This window comes from Streptomyces rishiriensis (assembly GCF_003112535.1).
Taxonomy (GTDB): Bacteria; Actinomycetota; Actinomycetes; order Streptomycetales; family Streptomycetaceae; genus Streptomyces; species Streptomyces rishiriensis.
This window is the reverse complement of sequence record NZ_BEWA01000021.1, coordinates 38794-55620: the sequence shown is the minus strand read 5'-3', so window position 1 is coordinate 55620 and position 16827 is coordinate 38794. Positions and strand designations below refer to the sequence as shown.

The window sequence follows — 16827 nt, the reverse complement described above, 5'->3', positions numbered from 1 at the left end:
CGGTATCAGCAGATCCGGGGCAGCTGCTCGCCGATCGGCAGATCGACGACCCGTGTCCCGCCCAGTCCGGTGGCGGCCACGACCATGCCGGGATGCGCCTCGACGGCCTCGCCGATGATCGCGGACTCCGCGCCCAGCGGATGCGCCCGCATCGCTTCGAGGACGGCGTCGGCGTGCTCGCGCGGGACGAAGGCCACCAGCTTGCCCTCGTTGGCGATGTACATGGGGTCCAGGCCGAGGATGGCGCACGCGTTGGCCACGTCCGGCGGCACCGGGACGTCACGCTCCCGGACGACCACCCCCGCACCGGAGGCCTCCGCGATCTCGTTGAGCGCGGCGGCGAGGCCGCCCCGGGTGGGATCGCGCAGCACGTGCAGATCCCGGGTGACGCCGAGCATGGCCTCGACCAGGCCGCCGAGCGCCGCGCAGTCGCTCTGGACCTCCACCCCGAATTCCAGGCCCTCGCGCACGCTCATGACCGCCACCCCGTGCGCGCCGACGGCGCCGCTGACGATCACGACGTCGCCCGGGACGACCCGCTGCGGCCGCAGGTCGACGCCCGCGGGGACGAGCCCGATGCCGGCGGTGTTGATGTAGATCCCGTCGCCGTGTCCGGCCTCGACCACCTTGGTGTCGCCGGTGGCCACCTCCACACCGGCGGTGCGCGCGGCCGCGCCCAGCGCCTCGGACACCCGCCTGACCACGTCCAGCTCGACGCCCTCCTCCAGGATGAATCCGCAGGAGAGGTAGGCGGCGCGGGCGCCGCTCATGGCGAGGTCGTTGACGGTGCCGTTGACCGCCAGGTCGCCGATGCTGCCGCCGGGGAAGAACAGCGGCCGCACCACATAGGAGTCGGTGGAGAAAGCGAGCCTGGCGCCGCCCAGGGAGAGGACGGCGGCGTCGCCCAGCTGGGCCAGGACCTCGCCCCCGAAGGCGGGGGCGAAGATCTGCCGGACCAGTTCGGCGGAGAGGACTCCGCCGCCGCCGTGGCCCATGACGACGCGGGGCCGGTCGCGTACCGGCGCCGGGCACGTCCACGCCTCCAGGTCCAGCACGGGGACGGGGTGATCGGTGGTGTCAGACAACGGGGCTCGCCTCCCGGGCCGCGGTGGTGGGCACGTCCAGACGGCGGTAGAGGTAGTAGGCGGCGCAGGCGCCCTCGCTGGAGACCATGGTGGCTCCCAGGGGGTTGCGGGGGGTGCACAGGGTGCCGAAGGCCTCGCACTCGTGCGGCTTGAGCAGCCCCTGCAGTACCTCTCCGCTGCGGCACTCGGCGGGCTCCTCCGTGCGGATCCCGCCGACCGAGAAGCGGTGCTCGGCATCGTGGTCGCGGTACTTCGGCGCCAGCCGCCAGCCGCTGTCGGGGATCACCCCGATGCCGCGCCAGGCCCGGTCGGTGACCTCGAAGACGTCCTCCAGCATGGCCCGGGCGGCCGGGTTGCCCTCCGGGCGGACGGCACGGGCGTAGGCGTTGTCGACGCTGTGATCGCCGCGTTCCAGCTGGCGCACGGCCCGGCGCACGCCCTCAAGGATGTCCAGCGGTTCGAACCCCGTGACGACGATCGGGACGCGGAAGCGTTCCGCGAGTTCCGGGTACTCCTGCACGCCCATCACGCTGCACACGTGCCCGGCCGCGAGGAAGCCCTGCACCCGGCAGCTCGGCGACGACATGATCGCCTCGATGGCCGGCGGCACCCGGACGTGGGACACCAGCATGCTGAAGTTGCGGATGCCCAGCTTGCGGGCCTGGTGGACCGTCATGGCGTTGGGGGGCGCCGTCGTCTCGAAGCCGATGCCGAAGAACACCACCTCGCGGTCGGGGTTCTGGCGCGCGATCCGCAGCGCGTCGAGCGGCGAGTAGACGACGCGCACGTCGCCGCCCTCCCCGCGGACCTGGAACAGGTCCCGCCCGGTGCCCGGCACGCGCAGCATGTCGCCGAAGGAGCAGAAGATCACCCCCGGCCTGGAGGCGATCTCCAGCGCCTTGTCGATGACCTCCAGCGGGGTCACGCACACCGGGCAGCCGGGCCCGTGGATCAGTTCGACCTCGTCCGGCAGGAGCTGGTCGATGCCGTGGCGGATGATGCTGTGCGTCTGGCCTCCGCACACCTCCATCAGCGCCCACGGCCTGGTCACCGTGGCGTGGATGTCGTCGAGGAGCCGGCGTGCCAGCTCCGGGTCCTGGAACTCGTCGATGTACTTCACTTCCGTACCTCCCGCACCGCGTCCTCGCCCGCTTCCACGGCCGCCGCCTCTTCCCAGGGATCGCCGAACTCCTCCTGGAGCATGCCGAGTTCGGCGAAGAGTTCGAGCGTCTGCCGCGCCGACTCCTCGTCCAGGCGCTGGAGGGCGAAGCCGACGTGGACGATCGCGTACTCGCCGACCTGGAGGTCGGGCAGGTACTCCAGGCACACCTCCTTGACCACGCCGCCGAAGTCGACGGTGGCCATCCGGGTACCGTCCCGGTCCTCGATGTCCAGCACTCTGCCGGGTACCGCCAGGCACATGGGCCTCTCCTCGCTGTCGGTCGCGCGTTGTTCAGTCGGTTGCTCGGTCGGCGGGCGCGGCCCGGGCGGCCACCATCAGCTGGCCCAGCGCCAGGCCGCCGTCGTTCGGCGGCACCAGGCGGTGCCGCAGGACCGTGAAGCCGTCCTCGCGCAGGGCGGCGGCACAGGCCGAGGAGAGCAGCGTGTTGGCGAACACGCCGCCCGTCAGGGCGACCGTGTCCAGCCCGTGCCGCTCCCGGGCCAGCGCGCAGATCCGGTGCACCAGATCGGTCACGCCGCGGTGGAAGCGCGCCGCCACCAGGGCCGGTCCGGCGCCGGCGCGCAGGTCGTCGACGATCGCCGCGAGCACGGGCGCCGGGTCGGCCCGCAGGGCGCCGCCGGTGTTCTCCTGCGCCGCGTGCAGGGCGAAGGCGTACGCGGCGGTGTCCGCGGCGGGTGCGCGCAGGGCGGCGCCCTCCAGCTCGACGGCGGCCTGCGCTTCGTATCCGGCGTGGTGGCACACCCCGGCGAGGGAGGACACGGCGTCGAAGAGGCGGCCCATGCTGGAGGTGGGCACGCAGTGCAGGCCGCGCTCCAACTGCTGTTCCAGCAGCCTCAGTTCGTCGGGCGGACAGGCGCTCGTGCAGGCGAGGTCCGCGGACCGGGCGATCCCGGCCGCCCTCAGGTGGGCCAGCGCCATGCGGTACGGACGGCGCACCGCGGCGTCGCCACCGGGCAGCGGGACGTACGCGAGGCGCCCGAACCGGGTGAAGCCGTCGTAGTCCGCGAGCAGGAACTCCCCGCCCCACACGGCTCCGTCGTCGCCGTGGCCGGTGCCGTCGAAGGCGACGCCGATCACCGGCCGGGCGCCGTCCAGCCCGTGCTCGGCCATCGCGGAGGCGATGTGCGCGTGATGGTGCTGGACGCGCACGACGGGACGGCTCGCCGCGTTGCGGTCGGCCCACCGGGCGGAGCGGTAGCCCGGATGCCGGTCGGACGCCACGGTCCGCGGCTGCACCCCCGTGATGAACTCCAGCTGCTTTACAGCCCGTTCGAAGGCGCGCTGCGTGCCGACGTCGTCCATGTCGCCGATGTGCGCCGACAGCCAGGCCCGGCGGCCCTCCCCCAGGCAGAAGGCGTTCTTCAGGTCTCCCCCGACGGCGAGGGCCGGCTGCACGGGCAGCGGCAGCGTGAGCGGCAGCGGGGCGTAGCCACGGGAACGGCGGATCACCAGCGGCTGTCCGTCGCAGACGCGGACCACGGAGTCGTCGCACGGGACATGGATCGGGCGGTCGTGCGCGAGCCAGGCGTCGGCCAGGTGCGCGAGCCGCTCCAGGGCCTCGGCGTCGTCGGTGACGATCGGTTCGCCGGACACGTTGCCGCTGGTCATGACGAGCAGCCGCGGCCCGTCCGGGTCGCCCGGCAGGCCGAGCAGCAGATGGTGCAGGGGTGTGTAGGGCAGCAGTACGCCGAGGTCGGGACTGCGGGGTGCGACGGCTTTGGCGGGCTGCGGGGCCCCGGCCGTGCACGACGCGTCCGGACGCCGCCTCATGAGGACGACCGGCCTGGCCCGGCCTTCGAGCAGGCTCCGCTCCTCGGGGCCCAGCCGGACGAGGTGGCGGACGTCGTCCGCGGTCCTGGCCATCACGGCGAACGGCTTGTCCCCGCGCGCCTTGCGGCGTCGCAGCAGAGCGACCGCCGCCGGGTCCGTGGCATCGCAGGCCAGGTGGTAGCCGCCCAGGCCCTTCACGGCGAGGATCGCGCCCCGGGCCAGCAGTGCGCGCGCCCCGGCGACCGGGTCCCCCTCGACGGCGCTCGGGGGCCCCGGCCGCCGGGCGGCGAGCAGCCGCAGCCGCGGCCCGCAGGCCGGGCAGGCGACCGGCTGCGCGTGGAAGCGGCGGTCGGCCGGATCGGCGTACTCGCGGGCGCAGTCGGGGCACATCGCGAAGCCGGCCATGGTGGTGTGGGCCCGGTCGTACGGGACACCGGTGACGATGGTGAAGCGCGGGCCGCAGTGGGTGCAGTTGACGAACGGGTGACGGTGGCGCCGGTCCGCGGGGTCGGCCAGCTCGGCGAGGCAGTCCGCGCAGGTGGCGGAGTCCGGGGAGACCAGGGTGCGGGCCGGTCCGTCGGTGCGGGAGGTGAGGATGGCGAACCCGGCGCCGCCGACGGGAGGCAGCTCCCGGTGGTGGACGGAGTCGACGCGGGCCAGCGGGGGCGCCTGGGCGGCGATCGCGTCGCAGAACCGGGCCACCGCCGAGGCGGCGCCCTCGACCTCCGCGACGACGCCCTCCGGGGTGTTGGTCACGTGCCCGGCCAGGGCGAGTTCGGTGGCGAGGCCGTACAGGTAGGGCCGGAAGCCCACGCCCTGCACCACTCCCCGGACGGTGACCAGGCGGCGTAGCGGGGTGTCCTCGGTGACGGCGTCCCGGGCCTGCGGAGCGCTCACGGGTGGGTGTGGGCCATGGTGCCGGCGGCCTCCGGATGCGCGTGGGCGTGACCGTGACCGTGACCGTGGTGGGGCTGCGACCGGGCCATGACGGGCGCATGGACGGGTGCGCCGTCCGCGGCCGCCAGCGCCCGGTCCAGCAGCGCGCCGACTCCCTGTCCCCGGCGCGCCGAGGTCAGGATCACCTCGACCCCCGGGTTGACCTGCTCCACGTTCGCGCGGAACGCGTCCTCGTCGAACTCGACGGCCTGCGCGATGTCGGTCTTGGTGACCACGACGAGATGGGCGAGACCGAAGGCGGTGGGGTACTTGAGCGGTTTGTCCTCGCCCTCCGTCACCGAGGCGAGGGCGACCCGCAGCGTCTCGCCCAGGTCGTAGGAGGCCGGGCAGACCAGATTGCCGACGTTCTCCACGAACAGCAGCCGGGTGCCGTCGGGCAGCCACCCCTCCAGATGCCCGGCGAGCATCCCCGCCTCCAGATGGCACAGTCCGTCGGTGAGCACCTGCTTGACCGGGACGCCCGAACGCGCCAGGCGCGCCGCGTCGTTCTCGGTGGCGAGGTCGGCGCTCAGCGCCGCGACGGGAACGGACCGCTCCCGCGCCCGCAGCAGCTCGCGTTCCAGCAGCGCGGTCTTGCCGCTGCCCGGACTGGACAGCAGGTTGACGACGGCGGTGCCCCGGCCGGCGAGGTGAGCGCGCAGTTCGTGGGCGCTCGCGTCGTTCTTCGCGAGTACGGCCCGGCGCAGGTCGACGACTCGGCACATGGTTCAGCGCTCCTCGGAGATGGGTTCGCGGGTGGGCGCGTCCGCGGGGCCGCCGTCCGCCCAGTGCACGTCGGCGATCTGCAGTTCCCGGCCCGCGAGCAGCTCGGTGTCCGTCCCGTCGCAGACGGGACAGGTCAGCCGGGGTGGCATGCCGACGGCCCATTCGTGTGCGCAGGGCGCGCAGCGGGCCCGTCCCGGCACCGCCTCGGTGACCAGTTCGGCGCCTTCCAGCAGGGTTCCGGCGCAGACCAGTTCGAAGCAGAAGGCGAGCGCGTCGGGGACGACGCCGGCCAGTTCGCCGACCCGGAGCCGCACCGACCGCACCGCCGTGACGTCCCCGGCCCGCTCGGCGGCTTCTGCCACCTGGTCGACGACGGCCAGCGCGACGGACATCTCGTGCATGGTTCTCCGTCCCTGTGCGGCCTGCGTCCGGTCGGCCTTCATTACAGGCGTGCGCCGCCGGGTCGCACGGCCCGGCGCGCCGTCACCGGCCGGCGGGTACGCCGTTCGACGCAACCGCACGGCACACCGACGGCGCCCGCGGTTCACATCCGGCGGATCCGCAGATAGCGCCGCACGTCGGGAAGCACCTCGACGCCGAGGGCCACCAGGGCCGCCAGGGCCGCTCCGCCGATGACGAACTTCTTCATCCCGTCTCTCCTCATGTCGAGATCCCACCGGCCGTGGCCCGCGGCGCGGACTCTCCCGGCTCTCCGCCGCACAGCAGCTCTTCGATCAGCCGGACGGCCTCCGCCACGGCGGCGGACACCGGCGCGCTGAGGCCGATGCCCTCGTCCACCGAGGCCGGTTCGCAGCCGACGACCAGGACGCGGCGGGGCGGCTCGCCGCCGGTCCCGGCGCACAGGGCGCCCAGCAGGGCGAGGACGGTGTCCGGGGTCATCCGGTGGCCGTCCAGCGCGGGCGCGCAGGGCGGCGGGCTCCCGCCGCCCACGTCGTGTTCGATCACGTACAGCGTGCCTGGGGCTTCGCCGCGCGCCGTGGCGTCCGCCAGGACGAGGGTGTCGTAGCCGTCCAGGAGCTGGTACGCGAGATGCACTCCGCGCACGCCGATGTCCACGACCTCGACGTGCCCGGGCAGGTCGCGCTCGGCGAGCCGGCGGGCCGTCTCCACGCCGAAGCCGTCGTCCGAGAGGAAGATGTTGCCGATGCCCGCCACGAGCGCCCTGGGGCCGGCCGGTGGGGAGGAGTTCATGCGTCGTCCTCCAGCGGGGTGACCTCGTCGGGCTGGAAGTACAGGAACCGTCCCTGCTCGCGGCGGATGTCGGCGCCCGGGTCGCCCTCGACGGTGACCGCCAGGTGCACCGCGCCGTCGACGTCGTGCAGCACCGCCTCGACCGTCGCGGTGCGGCCGTGCAGGAAGATGTCCTGCGCGTCGGTGCGGCGCCGGCCCGGGCGCAGCTCGACGCGGCTGCCCTTGCCCACCCGCCGGCCGTCCACGACCACGTGGTCGCGCGCCGGGTCGAAGCCCGCCTCGCTCGCGGGGTCCCACCAGGGTGTGTCCGGGCGCCGCACCCCGTGCTCGTCGGGGAAGCCCTCGTCCGGGGCCGCGGGGCGGGGGCCGGTCGCCTCGCGCAGACCGCGCACCGCCCCGTGCAGGCGCTCCAGGACCTCGGCCGGCATCGAGTCCGCCAGCTCGATCACGGCGGCCGCCCGCTCGTCGGTGCCCCGGGCCTCGCGCTTCTCCTCGTCGGTGAGGGCCGCCGTGCGCAGCGCGAGGATCTCGTCGATCTCGGTGGCGTCGTAGAGCGCGCCGGGACTCTCCGGCGCGATGGCCGGATGGTCCTCCAGGATGATCGGCGAGGACAGCACGAGGTCGGCGCTGCCCCTCTCGCCGGCGAGCACGGGCCAGGTGTGCAGGTTGCGGCAGGCGGCGACCGCGCCCTTCGCCCACTCCGGGGGGTCGGTCATCGACAGGAACGAGCCGGCGCTGAGGGCCATGAGGGTGTGGGTGGCCACCAGGGAGTGCGGCAGGGCCGCGTCCCGGCCGGCGTCACGGCCGTCGGAGGGCGTCCAGTCGCTGGTGTTCTCGACGACGGCGGTCAGCCGCACGGCCCGGTAGGGGCCGTCGAGTTCGCGGGCGGACAGCCGGATCGTCCCGCTGATCTCCTCGCGCCGCCGCAGCAGCCGGCCCACGGTGCGGCCGGCCGCGTCCAGGACCGGTTCGGCGTCCTCCCCGGCGGGGCGGCGGAAGGGATGCGTGACGCCGTCGCCGAGGAGGTCGTCCACCGAGGCGACCACCTCGACGCGTTCCTCGGTCCCCTCGTCCCAGGGCATCAGGACCCGGTCGTCGAGGCGGAGTTCGGCGACCGTGTCGAAGCCGCCGTCCGGGCGGGCCCGCTGCACCGTGCGCCGCCGGGCGTGCAGGAAGCGCACCTCGACGGAGAGGGTCGCGCCCGCCCTCGGTTCCATCAGGCATTCGGTGTGCTGGAAGTCGTGCTCCTCGCACTCGGCGCCCCAGCCGGGCGGCACCAGCACCCCGAACTGCCAGCGCAGCCGGTTCTTGGCCGCCGAGGCGCGGTACGGGTAGAGCACATAGCCCTCGAAGAGGACGGCGTCGGCCACCTGCCGGGCGAGGGCGAACCGCGCCTCCGTCTCGGAGGCGAACGCGGTGACGGTCACGGGTCCGTCCTTCCGGTGGCGCCGGTGAGCGCGCGCAGCGGGTCGCCGCGGGGCGGGTCGGCCGGGCCGCCGTCGTCGTCGAGGAGGGCCTTGAGGGTCGCCTCCCAGGAGGGCAGCGCGTGCCGGGAGCGGTAGGCGAGGAGGGCGTCCATGGTGTCGCGGGGCAGCCGGATCCAGCCGCATCCGGGGAAGTGCTGCTCGACCATCTCCCGCCAGGTCGCGACCGGCATCCGGAAGACCGCCTCCCGGTCCCACGGGACCGGCTCGACCCGGAAACCGCCGGCTCCGGTGAACGCCGTGCCGGAGAACAGCATCAGCAGCGGGACCTCGCCGCCGGTGAGCGCGGTGAGGTAGCGGGTGGCGGCGATGTCCATGTCGTAGGTGCAGGGCACCACGAGGTCGGCTTCGGTCTCGCCGGTGAAGCCGGGGATCATGAGGGAGATCTGGGCGAACTGCACGGGCTGGAGCGTGCTGCCCCAGCGGGAGCGCTCGCCGAAGAGGTCCGCGAGGCCGTCGGCCTCGGCGGCCCCGTAGCCGCGGCGGGCGGGTTCGACGCGGATCTGGCAGCGCAGCGCGAGGGCGTGCACGGGGGTGTCGCCGGACGCGGTGACGCGCAGCCGGAAGACCAGGGTCGGTCCGGCCGCGTACCGGTCGGCGCGCACGCCGGTGCAGGCGAAGGAGAACTCCGTCACGGGCGCACCGCCTCGTCCACGGGCCGGGCGCGCCGCGAGACGTCCGCGAAGAAGGCCTCCAGCGCGGCGCGGGCCTCGGCCCCGCCGTCGAAGCCCTGCCACAACAGGCGCATCCGGCCGACGAGTTCGTAGCAGACGTCGATCGGTACGAGGTGGCACTCGAAGCGTCCTTCGGTGCGGCGCAGCAGCAGCGCCTCCACGTCCGGTTCGAGGAGTCCGGCGAGGGGGCTGCGGCCGAGGGCGGCCGTCCAGGTGGCCGGTTCGAGTTCGCTCTCGGTGGCTCCGGCCGGGCTCGGGTAGAGGGCGACCAGCCGGTCGAGCGCCGCGTTGCGGAACAGGAAGGCGACGCCGACCGGGATCTGCAACGCGTCCCACGCGCTCTCGTCGATGCGGTGGGCGGGGTCGGTGAGGTAGCGGGAGGGGACCGTGCGGAAGCGTCCCGCGGCGGCGCCCGGCTGTTCCATCAGCAGCGCACAGGCGGCGCAGGCGCAGACCAGGGCGCGTTTCTCGGTGTCGACCAGGTGGCGGTGGTCCGCCTGGGGCACGGTCGCCGCGCACAGTTCGCATCGCTCGGGCCGGGGCGTGCGCTCGGTGCGGAACCGGCGCAGGCCCACGGGGTGCGCGCGCCGGACGGACGCCGGGGATGCGCTCATCGGGTCCCCGTGGACGCCGGACCGGTACCGATCTGCAGGAGCGCGGGCCCGGCGGGCGCGGTCCGCACCTCGACGGCGGTGACCTCCGGGGCGAAGCAGGCGAGGGCTGCCCGCGCGGCTTCCCCGGCGCCCGCGCCGGAGCCGCAACCGCAGCCGCCGGCCTCCCGGGCCCGCAGGGTCAGGACGCCGCTTCTTTCGTCGAAGTCGACGATGTCCAGGGCGTGTTCGCGGACGCTGTCCAGAGCCCGGGCGATGCGGGTGTCGCGGTCCTCGGGGTGCAGGTCGTGCAGGACGAGGAGGCTCGCGACGAGTTCGTCGCCGAGCAGGGCGGCGAGGGCGTCGCCCTGCTCGGCGGACACCAGGTGCAGGACGCGGGCCAGGCCGGAGCCGTAGAAGTCCATGAGGGAGCGGACCAGTTCCTCGGCCGCCGTCGCGGCGGCCGGGTCGCTCCCGGCCAGCCGGTCCAGGACCTCCTCGACACGGCGCCCGGTCTGTTCCGCGTCGACGGGTCGCGCCGCCGTCGGCGCGCTCATCCGCCCAGTCCGCTCAGGCCGGTGGGCACGTGCATCGACTTCACCGTCTTGCCGCCGCCGACGTACATGTGGACGCCGCAGGGCAGACAGGGGTCGAAGCTGCGGACGGCGCGCATGATGTCGATGCCCTTGAAGTTCTCCGGGGTGTTCTCCTCGAAGATCGGGGTGTTCTGCACGGCGTCCTCGTAGGGGCCCGGGGTGCCGTAGGAGTCGCGGACGCTGGCGTTCCAGGGGGTGGGCGGGTACGGGTGGTAGTTGGCGATCTTGCCGTCCCGGATCACCATGTGGTGGGAGAGGACCCCGCGGACCGCCTCGGTGAAGCCGACGCCGATCCCCTCCTGCGGCACCTCGAACTTCTCCCAGGTCTGGGTGCGTCCGGCGCGGACCTCCGCCAGGCCCTTCTCGGCGCAGTGCAGCGCGACGGCGGCGGCGTACGCCTGGAAGTAGGTGCGCGCGCGGTTGCGCTCCAGCGCGTTGGACCACTTCGGGATCTTCCACTCGAAGGTGGTCTCCGGCTTGGTCATGGTGCGCGGGAGGTTGATCACCACGCTGTGCCCGGTGGCCTTGACGTACCCGATGTCGACGAGCCCGGACAGGGCGGTGGACCACAGGCGGGCGATGGGGCCGCCGCCGGTGTCCAGGGCGAGGTGGTCCTTGCCGTCGAACCAGCGCGGGGACATGACCCAGCTGTACTTGTCGTCGAAGTCCCGCTTCTGCGGGGCGGGGATGGTGTGCTGGTTCCACGGGTGGCGCGGGTCCACCGGGTTGCCGAGCGGGTCGTGGGTGACGAACTGCTGCTGGCCCTGCCAGTCCTCGTAGTAGGAGCTGCCCAGCAGGATGCGGATGCCGAGGTTGATCTCGGTGAGGTCGTTGGTGACGAGCTTGCCGTCGACGATGATGCCGGGCGTGACGAACATCCGCCGGCCCCAGTCCGTCATGTTGGCGTAGGTGAAGTCGCAGTACTCCGGGTCGTTCAGCGCGCCCCAGCAGCCGAGCAGGACCCGGCGGCGGCCCACCTCCTCGTAGCCGGGCAGCGCCTCGTAGAAGAAGTCGAACAGGTCGTCGTGGAGCGGGACGACGCGCTTCATGAACTCGACGTAGCGCATCAGCCGGCTGAGGTAGTCCGTGAAGAGCTGCACGGAGGCGATGGTGCCGACGCCGCCCGGGTAGAGCGTGGAGGGGTGCACATGGCGGCCCTCCATCAGACAGAACATCTCCCGGGTGTAACGGCTCACCTGGAGGGCCTCGCGGTAGAACTCGCCTTCGAGGGGGTTCAGCGAGCGCATGATGTCGGCGATGGTGCGGTAGCCGTGCTCGGCCGCGTGCGGGGCCTCGGTGCGCTCGGCGAGTTCGAGGACGCCGGGGTTGGTCTCCCTGACCATCTTCTCGCAGTAGTCGACCCCTACCAGGTTCTCCTGGAAGATGTTGTGGTCGAACATGTACTCCGCGGACTCGCCGAGGTTGATGATCCATTCGGCGAGGTGCGGCGGCTTCACGCCGTAGGCCATGTTCTGCGCGTACACCGAGCAGGTGGCGTGGTTGTCGCCGCAGATCCCGCAGATGCGGCTGGTGATGAAGTGGGCGTCGCGCGGGTCCTTGCCGCGCATGAAGACGCTGTAGCCGCGGAAGACCGACGAGGTGCTGTAGCACTCGGCGACCCGCTTCTGCTTGAAGTCGATCTTCGTGTGGATGCCCAGGCTGCCCACGATCCGGGTGATCGGGTCCCAGGCCATCTCCACCAGGCCACTGCCGTCGCCGGCCGCCTTCGTCGTTGCCATCGTCTTTGCCGTGCCCTTCGTTGCGCGGGGGGTTCGGGTGTGGGGTGCGCGAAGCAGAAGCGGGTCAGTCGTGGATCGGTCGCGGGTCACGCGCGGGTCGGTCGTGGCGGGGCGTCACCAGGGCGGCCGGTAACCGGTGGTGATCTTCTCTCCGGTACGGCGCCACCTGGGCTCCTTGTCCACCGTCTTCGCCGTGATCGAGCGCAGCTTGCGGACCACGGCTCCGTAGGCGCCGCTGGCGGTGCTGGAGACCTTGGCGCCGGGGGGCTCGTCCATGAACGGCATGAACTTGTCGGGGAATCCGGGCATGGTGCAGGCGATGCAGATGCCGCCGACGTTCGGACAGCCGCCGATCCCGTTCATCCAGCCGCGCTTGGGCACGTTGCACTTGACGACGGGACCCCAGCAGCCCAGCTTCACCAGGCACTTCGGGGAGTCGTACGACAGGGCGAACTCGCCCTGCTCGTAGTAGCCCGCACGGTCGCAGCCCTCGTGGACGGTCGCCCCGAACAGCCAGGTGGGCCGCAGCTTGTCGTCGAGCGGGATCATCGGCGCGGCGCCGGTCGCCTGGTAGAGCAGATACGTGAGCGTCTCGGAGAAGTTGTCGGGCTGGATCGGACAGCCGGGCACGCACACGATGGGGATGCCGGCGTGGGACTTCCAGTCCCAGCCGAGGTAGTCGGGCACGCCCATCGCGCCGGTCGGGTTGCCCGCCATGGCGTGGATGCCGCCGTAGGTGGCGCAGGTGCCGATCGCGACGACCGCCAGGGCCTTCGGGGCCAGCCGGTCGATCCACTCGCTGGTGGTGATGGGCTGGCCGGTCTCCGGGTTGTCGCCGAACCCGCACCAGTAGCCCTCGGGCTTGATCGCCTCGTTGGGGATGGAGCCCTCGACGACCAGGACGAACGGATCGATCTCGCCCCGCTCCCCCTTGAAGAACCACTCGATGAAGGTGTCCGAGCCGCCGACCGGGCCGCACTCGAAGTCGATGAGCGGCCAGTGCACGGCGATCTTCGGAAGTCCCGGCAGCACGCCGAGCACGATCTCCTCGATGCTCGGCTGCATGGCCGCCGTGAGCGCGACCGAGTCGCCGTCGCAGCTCAGGCCCGCGTTGATCCAGAGAATGTGGATCGTGGGTGTCTCGTCGGCGGGCGCAGCGCCGTCCGTCTTCGCCGTCGCCTCAGTCATGGGACCGCCTCCTGGGGAGGTAAGGGATGAAAGCCTGCATTTCGGGCCGTCGACTTCTTCGTAGCAGCTGTCGGGCCGTGATGGGACGGCAGCGAGGGCCGTTCAGGTGACGTCCGCGGCAGTGGGGTCCGGGCCGGTTTCCGCAACCGCGGCCGGGCCGAGGTGCGGCGGGGTGCACGAGGGCCGCTCCTTGTGGACGAAGGCCCGGCGCAGAGCGTGGTACGGGGCGTCGGGATCGTCGAAGGTCCGCCGCATCCGGGCGAGCTCGCGCTCCCGGAAGGCGGCCAGCGGCGTCGCGCTCTGCAGCCGGTCCAGCTCCGTCTTCTTGGCGGCGATGCGTGACGCGGTCGCCGGCAGCGCCGCCAGCCGCACCGCCAGGCCCCCGACCTCCCGCGCGAACTCACCGGGACCGCTGTCGACCACGCGGTCGACGAGCCCGAGGCGCAGTGCGCCCGCCGAGCTCACCGGCAGGGCGTCGCGCATGAGCCGCTCGGCCGTCTCGCGGCCCACCCTGCGCGGCAGCGTGTGGGTCCAGTACTCCGAGCCGTACAGGCCCATCAGGCGGTAGTGCGGGTTCAGCACGGCGCCCGAGCGGCACCACACCTCGTCGGCCGCCAGGGCGAGCGTGACCCCGCCCGCGGCGGCGTTGCCCGCGACCGCCGAGACCACCAGCCGGTCCGTCGTCGTCAGGACCGCCTCGACCAGGTCGTCGACGGCGTTGATGTTCGCCCAGGACTCGGCGGCGGGGTCGTCGGCCGCCTCGATGACGTTGAGGTGGATCCCGTTGGAGAAGAAGTCCCGCTCGCCGCCCAGCACCAGCACCGACGTGGGCCGCGCGCACGCTTCCCGGTAGGCGTCCAGCAGCCGTCGGCACTGCTCGGCGCTCATGGCGCCGCCGGGGAAGGAGAACGACAGGAAGCCCGCGTCGCCGTCCTCCCGGTAGCGGATGTCCGCCCAGGTGCGGTGCCGGTCGCCGGGCGAGAGGGGCGCCGGCTTCTCGGGCAGCGGCGGCAGCCGGTCCCCCAGGGCCCGCACGGCGGGCAGTCTGAACGTGGGCGGCTGCCCGGGCCGGCGCCGGGGCCGCAGTTCGGGGATCCACACGGCGCCGTCCCGGGTGGCCCGGCAGACCGCCCCGGCCCTGGTCGCCAGCAGCTCGCCGGGCCGGCCGCGCAGCACGCCCTCGGGGTGACCGCCGTGCAGGTACCACTCAGCCCCGAGCAGCGTGTCCAGCACTCCGGGCTGCGAGTCCGCCGCCCTCAGCTTGCGCAGCACGGTGCGCGTGGAGTCCTCGGCCCAGTCGATCCGCCGGACGCTCTGGTCGAGGTACGGACGCGGGCGCAGGCGAGCGTCGGCCGCACATGCCGTGTCCTGCTTGCGCGGCACGTACGCGCCCCCGGCGAAGCGCTCCACCGCGAGCAGAACGGCCTCCAGCGCGGCGTCGGCGATCTCGCCCCGGTACAGCTCGCTCTTGGACGCCTCGGGAAGCATGCAGGGCGCCTCGGCCCACACGTCGCCGGCGTCCATCTCCGCGTCGGCCTGCAGGACGGTGACGCCCCAGCGGTCGACGCCCTCGTGGATCGCCCAGTCCAGGGAGGACGGTCCACGGTCGCCCACGGGCCCCGGATGCACGATGAAGCAGGGGTGCGCCGCCCAGACCTCCTCGGGGATCGCCGACTTGAGCATCGGCGCCACGATGAGCTGCGGCGCGTGCCGCCGCACGGCGTCCGGCAGCGAGACGCCCGGCAGGGCGAGTTCCACCGCCACCCGGTGGCCGCGGTCGCGCAGTTCGGCGTGGACGCGCTGGGTCAGGCTGTTGAACGCACTGGCCACGATCAGGATGTGCACGGCTGCCTCCGGGCGGACGAACGGCAGGCAGCGGTGGCCGCCGGAGCGATCCTCGGCCACGGCGGACCGCCGTCCCCGGCGGCAGGCGGCACGGTCATCCGAAAGCGGGCCCCGATCCGCCGTCCGGCCTCACCGGCCACCGCCCGCAGTGGCACGGCCGCCCGGCGGTACCGGCGTCCTGGCGCTACCGGCGCCCTGGCGCTACCGACGCCCTGGCGCTACCGGCGCCCTGGCCCTACGGGCGTCCGGGCAGCGGGGTCAGCGGTTCTCGGCGGTCACCGTCGGCGCAGACCGCTGGTGACGCGCTCCCACGGGGAGCGGGTGGCGCCGAAATGGGTCTCGTGCGCCCAGATGTGGGTGCACGAGCGGCACTGGAGGTGGAGCAGGCTGCCCACGTGGGAGAGCAGGTAGCGCCAGTGCTCGGAGCAGGTGCGCCCCTGCTCGCACGTCGCGCACCCGCGACGGTCGTCGCAGTTCGGGCAGGGCACCCAGGCGCGGCGCCCCATGTCGGCCTGCGGGTCAAGCGGCAGCATGGCCGTCTCCTCGCCGCGGAAGCACGCCGGCCGAGACCAGCTCGTCGTACACGCGCTGCTGGTCCGCGCTGAGGCCGGAGTACAGCAGCGCGTGCGCCGCCTCCTCGCCGCGCAGCGCGGCCACGGGGTCCCAGTCGGAGCCGAGGGCGTCCAGGACGTGGGCGCGCCGGAGCATCTCGTGCGCGCTCAGGTCGACGACCAGGTCGACCGTGGGCGGGGCGTCGGGCCGGTCCGCCGCGGGCCCGCTCGCGGCGGGCTCGTCCGGGTCGCCGGGAAGGGCGCGGTCATGGGTGGACATGCGACCGAACGTAGGGAAGCGATCCTCGCCCCGGCAAGAGCGGGTGGGAGACGTCACAGCGGACCCGCCCGCGGGCGGGCCGGGCGGCCGGGCGGTTTCCCCAGGTCCGATTCCTCCGGATGCACACCAATTGGAGGGCTATGACGGTCACTTGACGCGGCCCTTCGTCACCGCCCGTGCACGCAGCGAGATTTCGCTTCCGCCCCACAGGGAGTCGTGTGACACTGACGTCCACTGTCCGCACTGCGGACTCGTCCGCACCGTCCCCCACGAAAGTGCGCCGTGCGCTCTCTCCCACTGCCGCTCGCCCTCACCGCACGCCTGTCCCCGGTGGCCGTGCTCGCCTGCGCGGGCTGGGCGCTGACGTCCGGGCCGCTCACCGCGACACAGGACACCGCGGCCAAGGACACGCAGAACACCCGGTCCGAGAAGCCTTCGGGGCCTTCCACGACGGCCGTGTCCAAGACGTACGGCGCCGCGCCGGCCCCCTGCACGAGTGTGGCCGCGAAGACGATCACCGTGCTGGTGCCGGGCGTCAAGCCCGCCGGCAAGGAGATCCCGTCCACGGACGCCGGTCTGCGCCGCACCTGCTCCTGGAACGCGCTCAAGGGCTACGACTACCGCTGGCTGGACATCTCCTTCGAGATCATGGACTCCGACGACGCGGCGCAGAGCTCGTACACGGAGCGCATCAAGGAGAAGAGCGGCGGCGGGGCGGTGCCGGGGCTCGGGAACGCGGCCTATTCCGTGGTCAACCTGACGACGCAGGACAAGCAGCAGACCCGAGAGGGCGTCGTCGTCGCCCAGGTGTCCAACGCGCTGGTCGTCGTCAACTACAACGGCAGCGACTTCGAGTCCAAGAAGGCGCCTTCCACCGACGAGATCAACAAGGGTGCGATCAGGGCGGCCAAGGAAGCGGTGGCCGCCCTGCAGAACGGGCCCAAGAGCTGAGCCGACCGTCGTGCGAG

18 protein-coding genes are annotated in these 16827 nt (G+C 73.2%); 1 reads left to right on the top strand and 17 read right to left on the bottom strand.

Annotation, left to right across the window (positions count from 1 at the left end; genetic code table 11):
- Positions 1 to 5: 5 nt before the first annotated feature.
- The 17 genes from hypE to Sri02f_RS32200 form a co-directional block, all read right to left on the bottom strand.
- Entirely contained in the window at positions 6 to 1085 is a 1080-nt protein-coding gene (hypE, locus tag Sri02f_RS32275) for a hydrogenase expression/formation protein HypE (RefSeq protein ID WP_109004867.1), read from the bottom strand.
- Complete coding sequence (gene hypD, locus Sri02f_RS32270) at positions 1078 to 2205, bottom strand: hydrogenase formation protein HypD (RefSeq protein ID WP_109004866.1); 1128 nt, start codon at positions 2203 to 2205, stop codon at positions 1078 to 1080. The genes hypE and hypD overlap by 8 nt, the downstream gene beginning before the upstream one ends.
- Complete coding sequence (locus Sri02f_RS32265; protein ID WP_109004865.1) at positions 2202 to 2507, bottom strand: HypC/HybG/HupF family hydrogenase formation chaperone; 306 nt, start codon at positions 2505 to 2507, stop codon at positions 2202 to 2204. The genes hypD and Sri02f_RS32265 overlap by 4 nt, the downstream gene beginning before the upstream one ends.
- 31 nt (positions 2508 to 2538) lie before the next feature.
- On the bottom strand, positions 2539 to 4935 hold the full coding sequence (gene hypF / locus Sri02f_RS32260) for a carbamoyltransferase HypF (RefSeq protein WP_109004864.1): 2397 nt from the start codon (positions 4933 to 4935) through the stop codon (positions 2539 to 2541).
- Positions 4932 to 5699 carry a hydrogenase nickel incorporation protein HypB gene (gene hypB, locus Sri02f_RS32255; protein ID WP_109004863.1) on the bottom strand — a complete coding sequence of 256 codons (768 nt, stop codon included), beginning with the start codon at positions 5697 to 5699 and terminating at the stop codon, positions 4932 to 4934. The genes hypF and hypB overlap by 4 nt, the downstream gene beginning before the upstream one ends.
- 3 nt (positions 5700 to 5702) lie before the next feature.
- Positions 5703 to 6101, bottom strand: a complete 399-nt coding sequence (gene hypA, locus Sri02f_RS32250) for a hydrogenase maturation nickel metallochaperone HypA (RefSeq protein WP_109004862.1) — start codon at positions 6099 to 6101, stop codon at positions 5703 to 5705.
- 143 nt (positions 6102 to 6244) lie between these two features.
- The gene (locus tag Sri02f_RS44180) at positions 6245 to 6349 is read right to left on the bottom strand and encodes a DUF6893 family small protein (protein WP_370745891.1); all 105 of its coding nucleotides are present in this window, start codon (positions 6347 to 6349) and stop codon (positions 6245 to 6247) included.
- Between the two features lie 11 nt (positions 6350 to 6360).
- The gene (locus Sri02f_RS32245) at positions 6361 to 6912 is read right to left on the bottom strand and encodes a hydrogenase maturation protease (protein ID WP_109004861.1); all 552 of its coding nucleotides are present in this window, start codon (positions 6910 to 6912) and stop codon (positions 6361 to 6363) included.
- The gene (locus Sri02f_RS32240) at positions 6909 to 8339 is read right to left on the bottom strand and encodes a hypothetical protein (protein WP_109004860.1); all 1431 of its coding nucleotides are present in this window, start codon (positions 8337 to 8339) and stop codon (positions 6909 to 6911) included. The genes Sri02f_RS32245 and Sri02f_RS32240 overlap by 4 nt, the downstream gene beginning before the upstream one ends.
- Positions 8336 to 9031 (bottom strand): DUF6084 family protein, encoded by a 696-nt coding sequence (locus Sri02f_RS32235; protein WP_109004859.1) that lies wholly within the window; start codon positions 9029 to 9031, stop codon positions 8336 to 8338. Before Sri02f_RS32235 ends, Sri02f_RS32240 begins: the two co-directional genes overlap by 4 nt.
- Positions 9028 to 9684, bottom strand: a complete 657-nt coding sequence (locus Sri02f_RS32230; protein ID WP_109004858.1) for a DUF5947 family protein — start codon at positions 9682 to 9684, stop codon at positions 9028 to 9030. The genes Sri02f_RS32235 and Sri02f_RS32230 overlap by 4 nt, the downstream gene beginning before the upstream one ends.
- Positions 9681 to 10217, bottom strand: coding sequence for a NifU-related iron-sulfur-binding protein (locus Sri02f_RS32225; protein ID WP_109004857.1), 537 nt, complete (start codon positions 10215 to 10217; stop codon positions 9681 to 9683). The genes Sri02f_RS32230 and Sri02f_RS32225 overlap by 4 nt, the downstream gene beginning before the upstream one ends.
- Positions 10214 to 11995: a nickel-dependent hydrogenase large subunit gene (locus Sri02f_RS32220; protein ID WP_109004856.1), complete on the bottom strand. Its 1782-nt coding sequence runs from the start codon at positions 11993 to 11995 to the stop codon at positions 10214 to 10216. The genes Sri02f_RS32225 and Sri02f_RS32220 overlap by 4 nt, the downstream gene beginning before the upstream one ends.
- 114 nt (positions 11996 to 12109) lie before the next feature.
- On the bottom strand, positions 12110 to 13183 hold the full coding sequence (locus Sri02f_RS32215; protein ID WP_109004855.1) for an NADH-quinone oxidoreductase subunit B family protein: 1074 nt from the start codon (positions 13181 to 13183) through the stop codon (positions 12110 to 12112).
- Positions 13184 to 13285: 102 nt separating this feature from the next.
- Entirely contained in the window at positions 13286 to 15028 is a 1743-nt protein-coding gene (locus Sri02f_RS32210) for an enoyl-CoA hydratase-related protein (protein ID WP_109004941.1), read from the bottom strand.
- A 275-nt stretch (positions 15029 to 15303) separates the two neighbouring features.
- The gene (locus Sri02f_RS32205) at positions 15304 to 15561 is read right to left on the bottom strand and encodes a hypothetical protein (RefSeq protein WP_109004854.1); all 258 of its coding nucleotides are present in this window, start codon (positions 15559 to 15561) and stop codon (positions 15304 to 15306) included.
- Positions 15548 to 15859, bottom strand: coding sequence for a DUF6400 family protein (locus Sri02f_RS32200; protein WP_109004853.1), 312 nt, complete (start codon positions 15857 to 15859; stop codon positions 15548 to 15550). Before Sri02f_RS32200 ends, Sri02f_RS32205 begins: the two co-directional genes overlap by 14 nt.
- A gap of 282 nt (positions 15860 to 16141) precedes the next feature.
- Between Sri02f_RS32200 and Sri02f_RS32195 the strand changes: the two genes are divergently transcribed.
- Positions 16142 to 16810 carry a hypothetical protein gene (locus Sri02f_RS32195; protein WP_109004852.1) on the top strand — a complete coding sequence of 223 codons (669 nt, stop codon included), beginning with the start codon at positions 16142 to 16144 and terminating at the stop codon, positions 16808 to 16810.
- Positions 16811 to 16827: the final 17 nt, after the last annotated feature.

Coding starts and splice junctions, on each gene's coding strand:
- hypA (WP_109004862.1), bottom strand. CDS start 6,101: ATGCACGAGATGTCCGTCGCGCTGGCCGTCGTCGACCAGGTGGCAGAA.
- Sri02f_RS32200 (WP_109004853.1), bottom strand. CDS start 15,859: ATGTCCACCCATGACCGCGCCCTTCCCGGCGACCCGGACGAGCCCGCC.
- Sri02f_RS32205 (WP_109004854.1), bottom strand. CDS start 15,561: ATGCTGCCGCTTGACCCGCAGGCCGACATGGGGCGCCGCGCCTGGGTG.
- Sri02f_RS44180 (WP_370745891.1), bottom strand. CDS start 6,349: ATGAAGAAGTTCGTCATCGGCGGAGCGGCCCTGGCGGCCCTGGTGGCC.
- hypB (WP_109004863.1), bottom strand. CDS start 5,699: ATGTGCCGAGTCGTCGACCTGCGCCGGGCCGTACTCGCGAAGAACGAC.
- Sri02f_RS32245 (WP_109004861.1), bottom strand. CDS start 6,912: ATGAACTCCTCCCCACCGGCCGGCCCCAGGGCGCTCGTGGCGGGCATC.
- Sri02f_RS32225 (WP_109004857.1), bottom strand. CDS start 10,217: ATGAGCGCGCCGACGGCGGCGCGACCCGTCGACGCGGAACAGACCGGG.
- Sri02f_RS32215 (WP_109004855.1), bottom strand. CDS start 13,183: ATGACTGAGGCGACGGCGAAGACGGACGGCGCTGCGCCCGCCGACGAG.
- Sri02f_RS32220 (WP_109004856.1), bottom strand. CDS start 11,995: ATGGCAACGACGAAGGCGGCCGGCGACGGCAGTGGCCTGGTGGAGATG.
- Sri02f_RS32265 (WP_109004865.1), bottom strand. CDS start 2,507: ATGTGCCTGGCGGTACCCGGCAGAGTGCTGGACATCGAGGACCGGGAC.
- Sri02f_RS32230 (WP_109004858.1), bottom strand. CDS start 9,684: ATGAGCGCATCCCCGGCGTCCGTCCGGCGCGCGCACCCCGTGGGCCTG.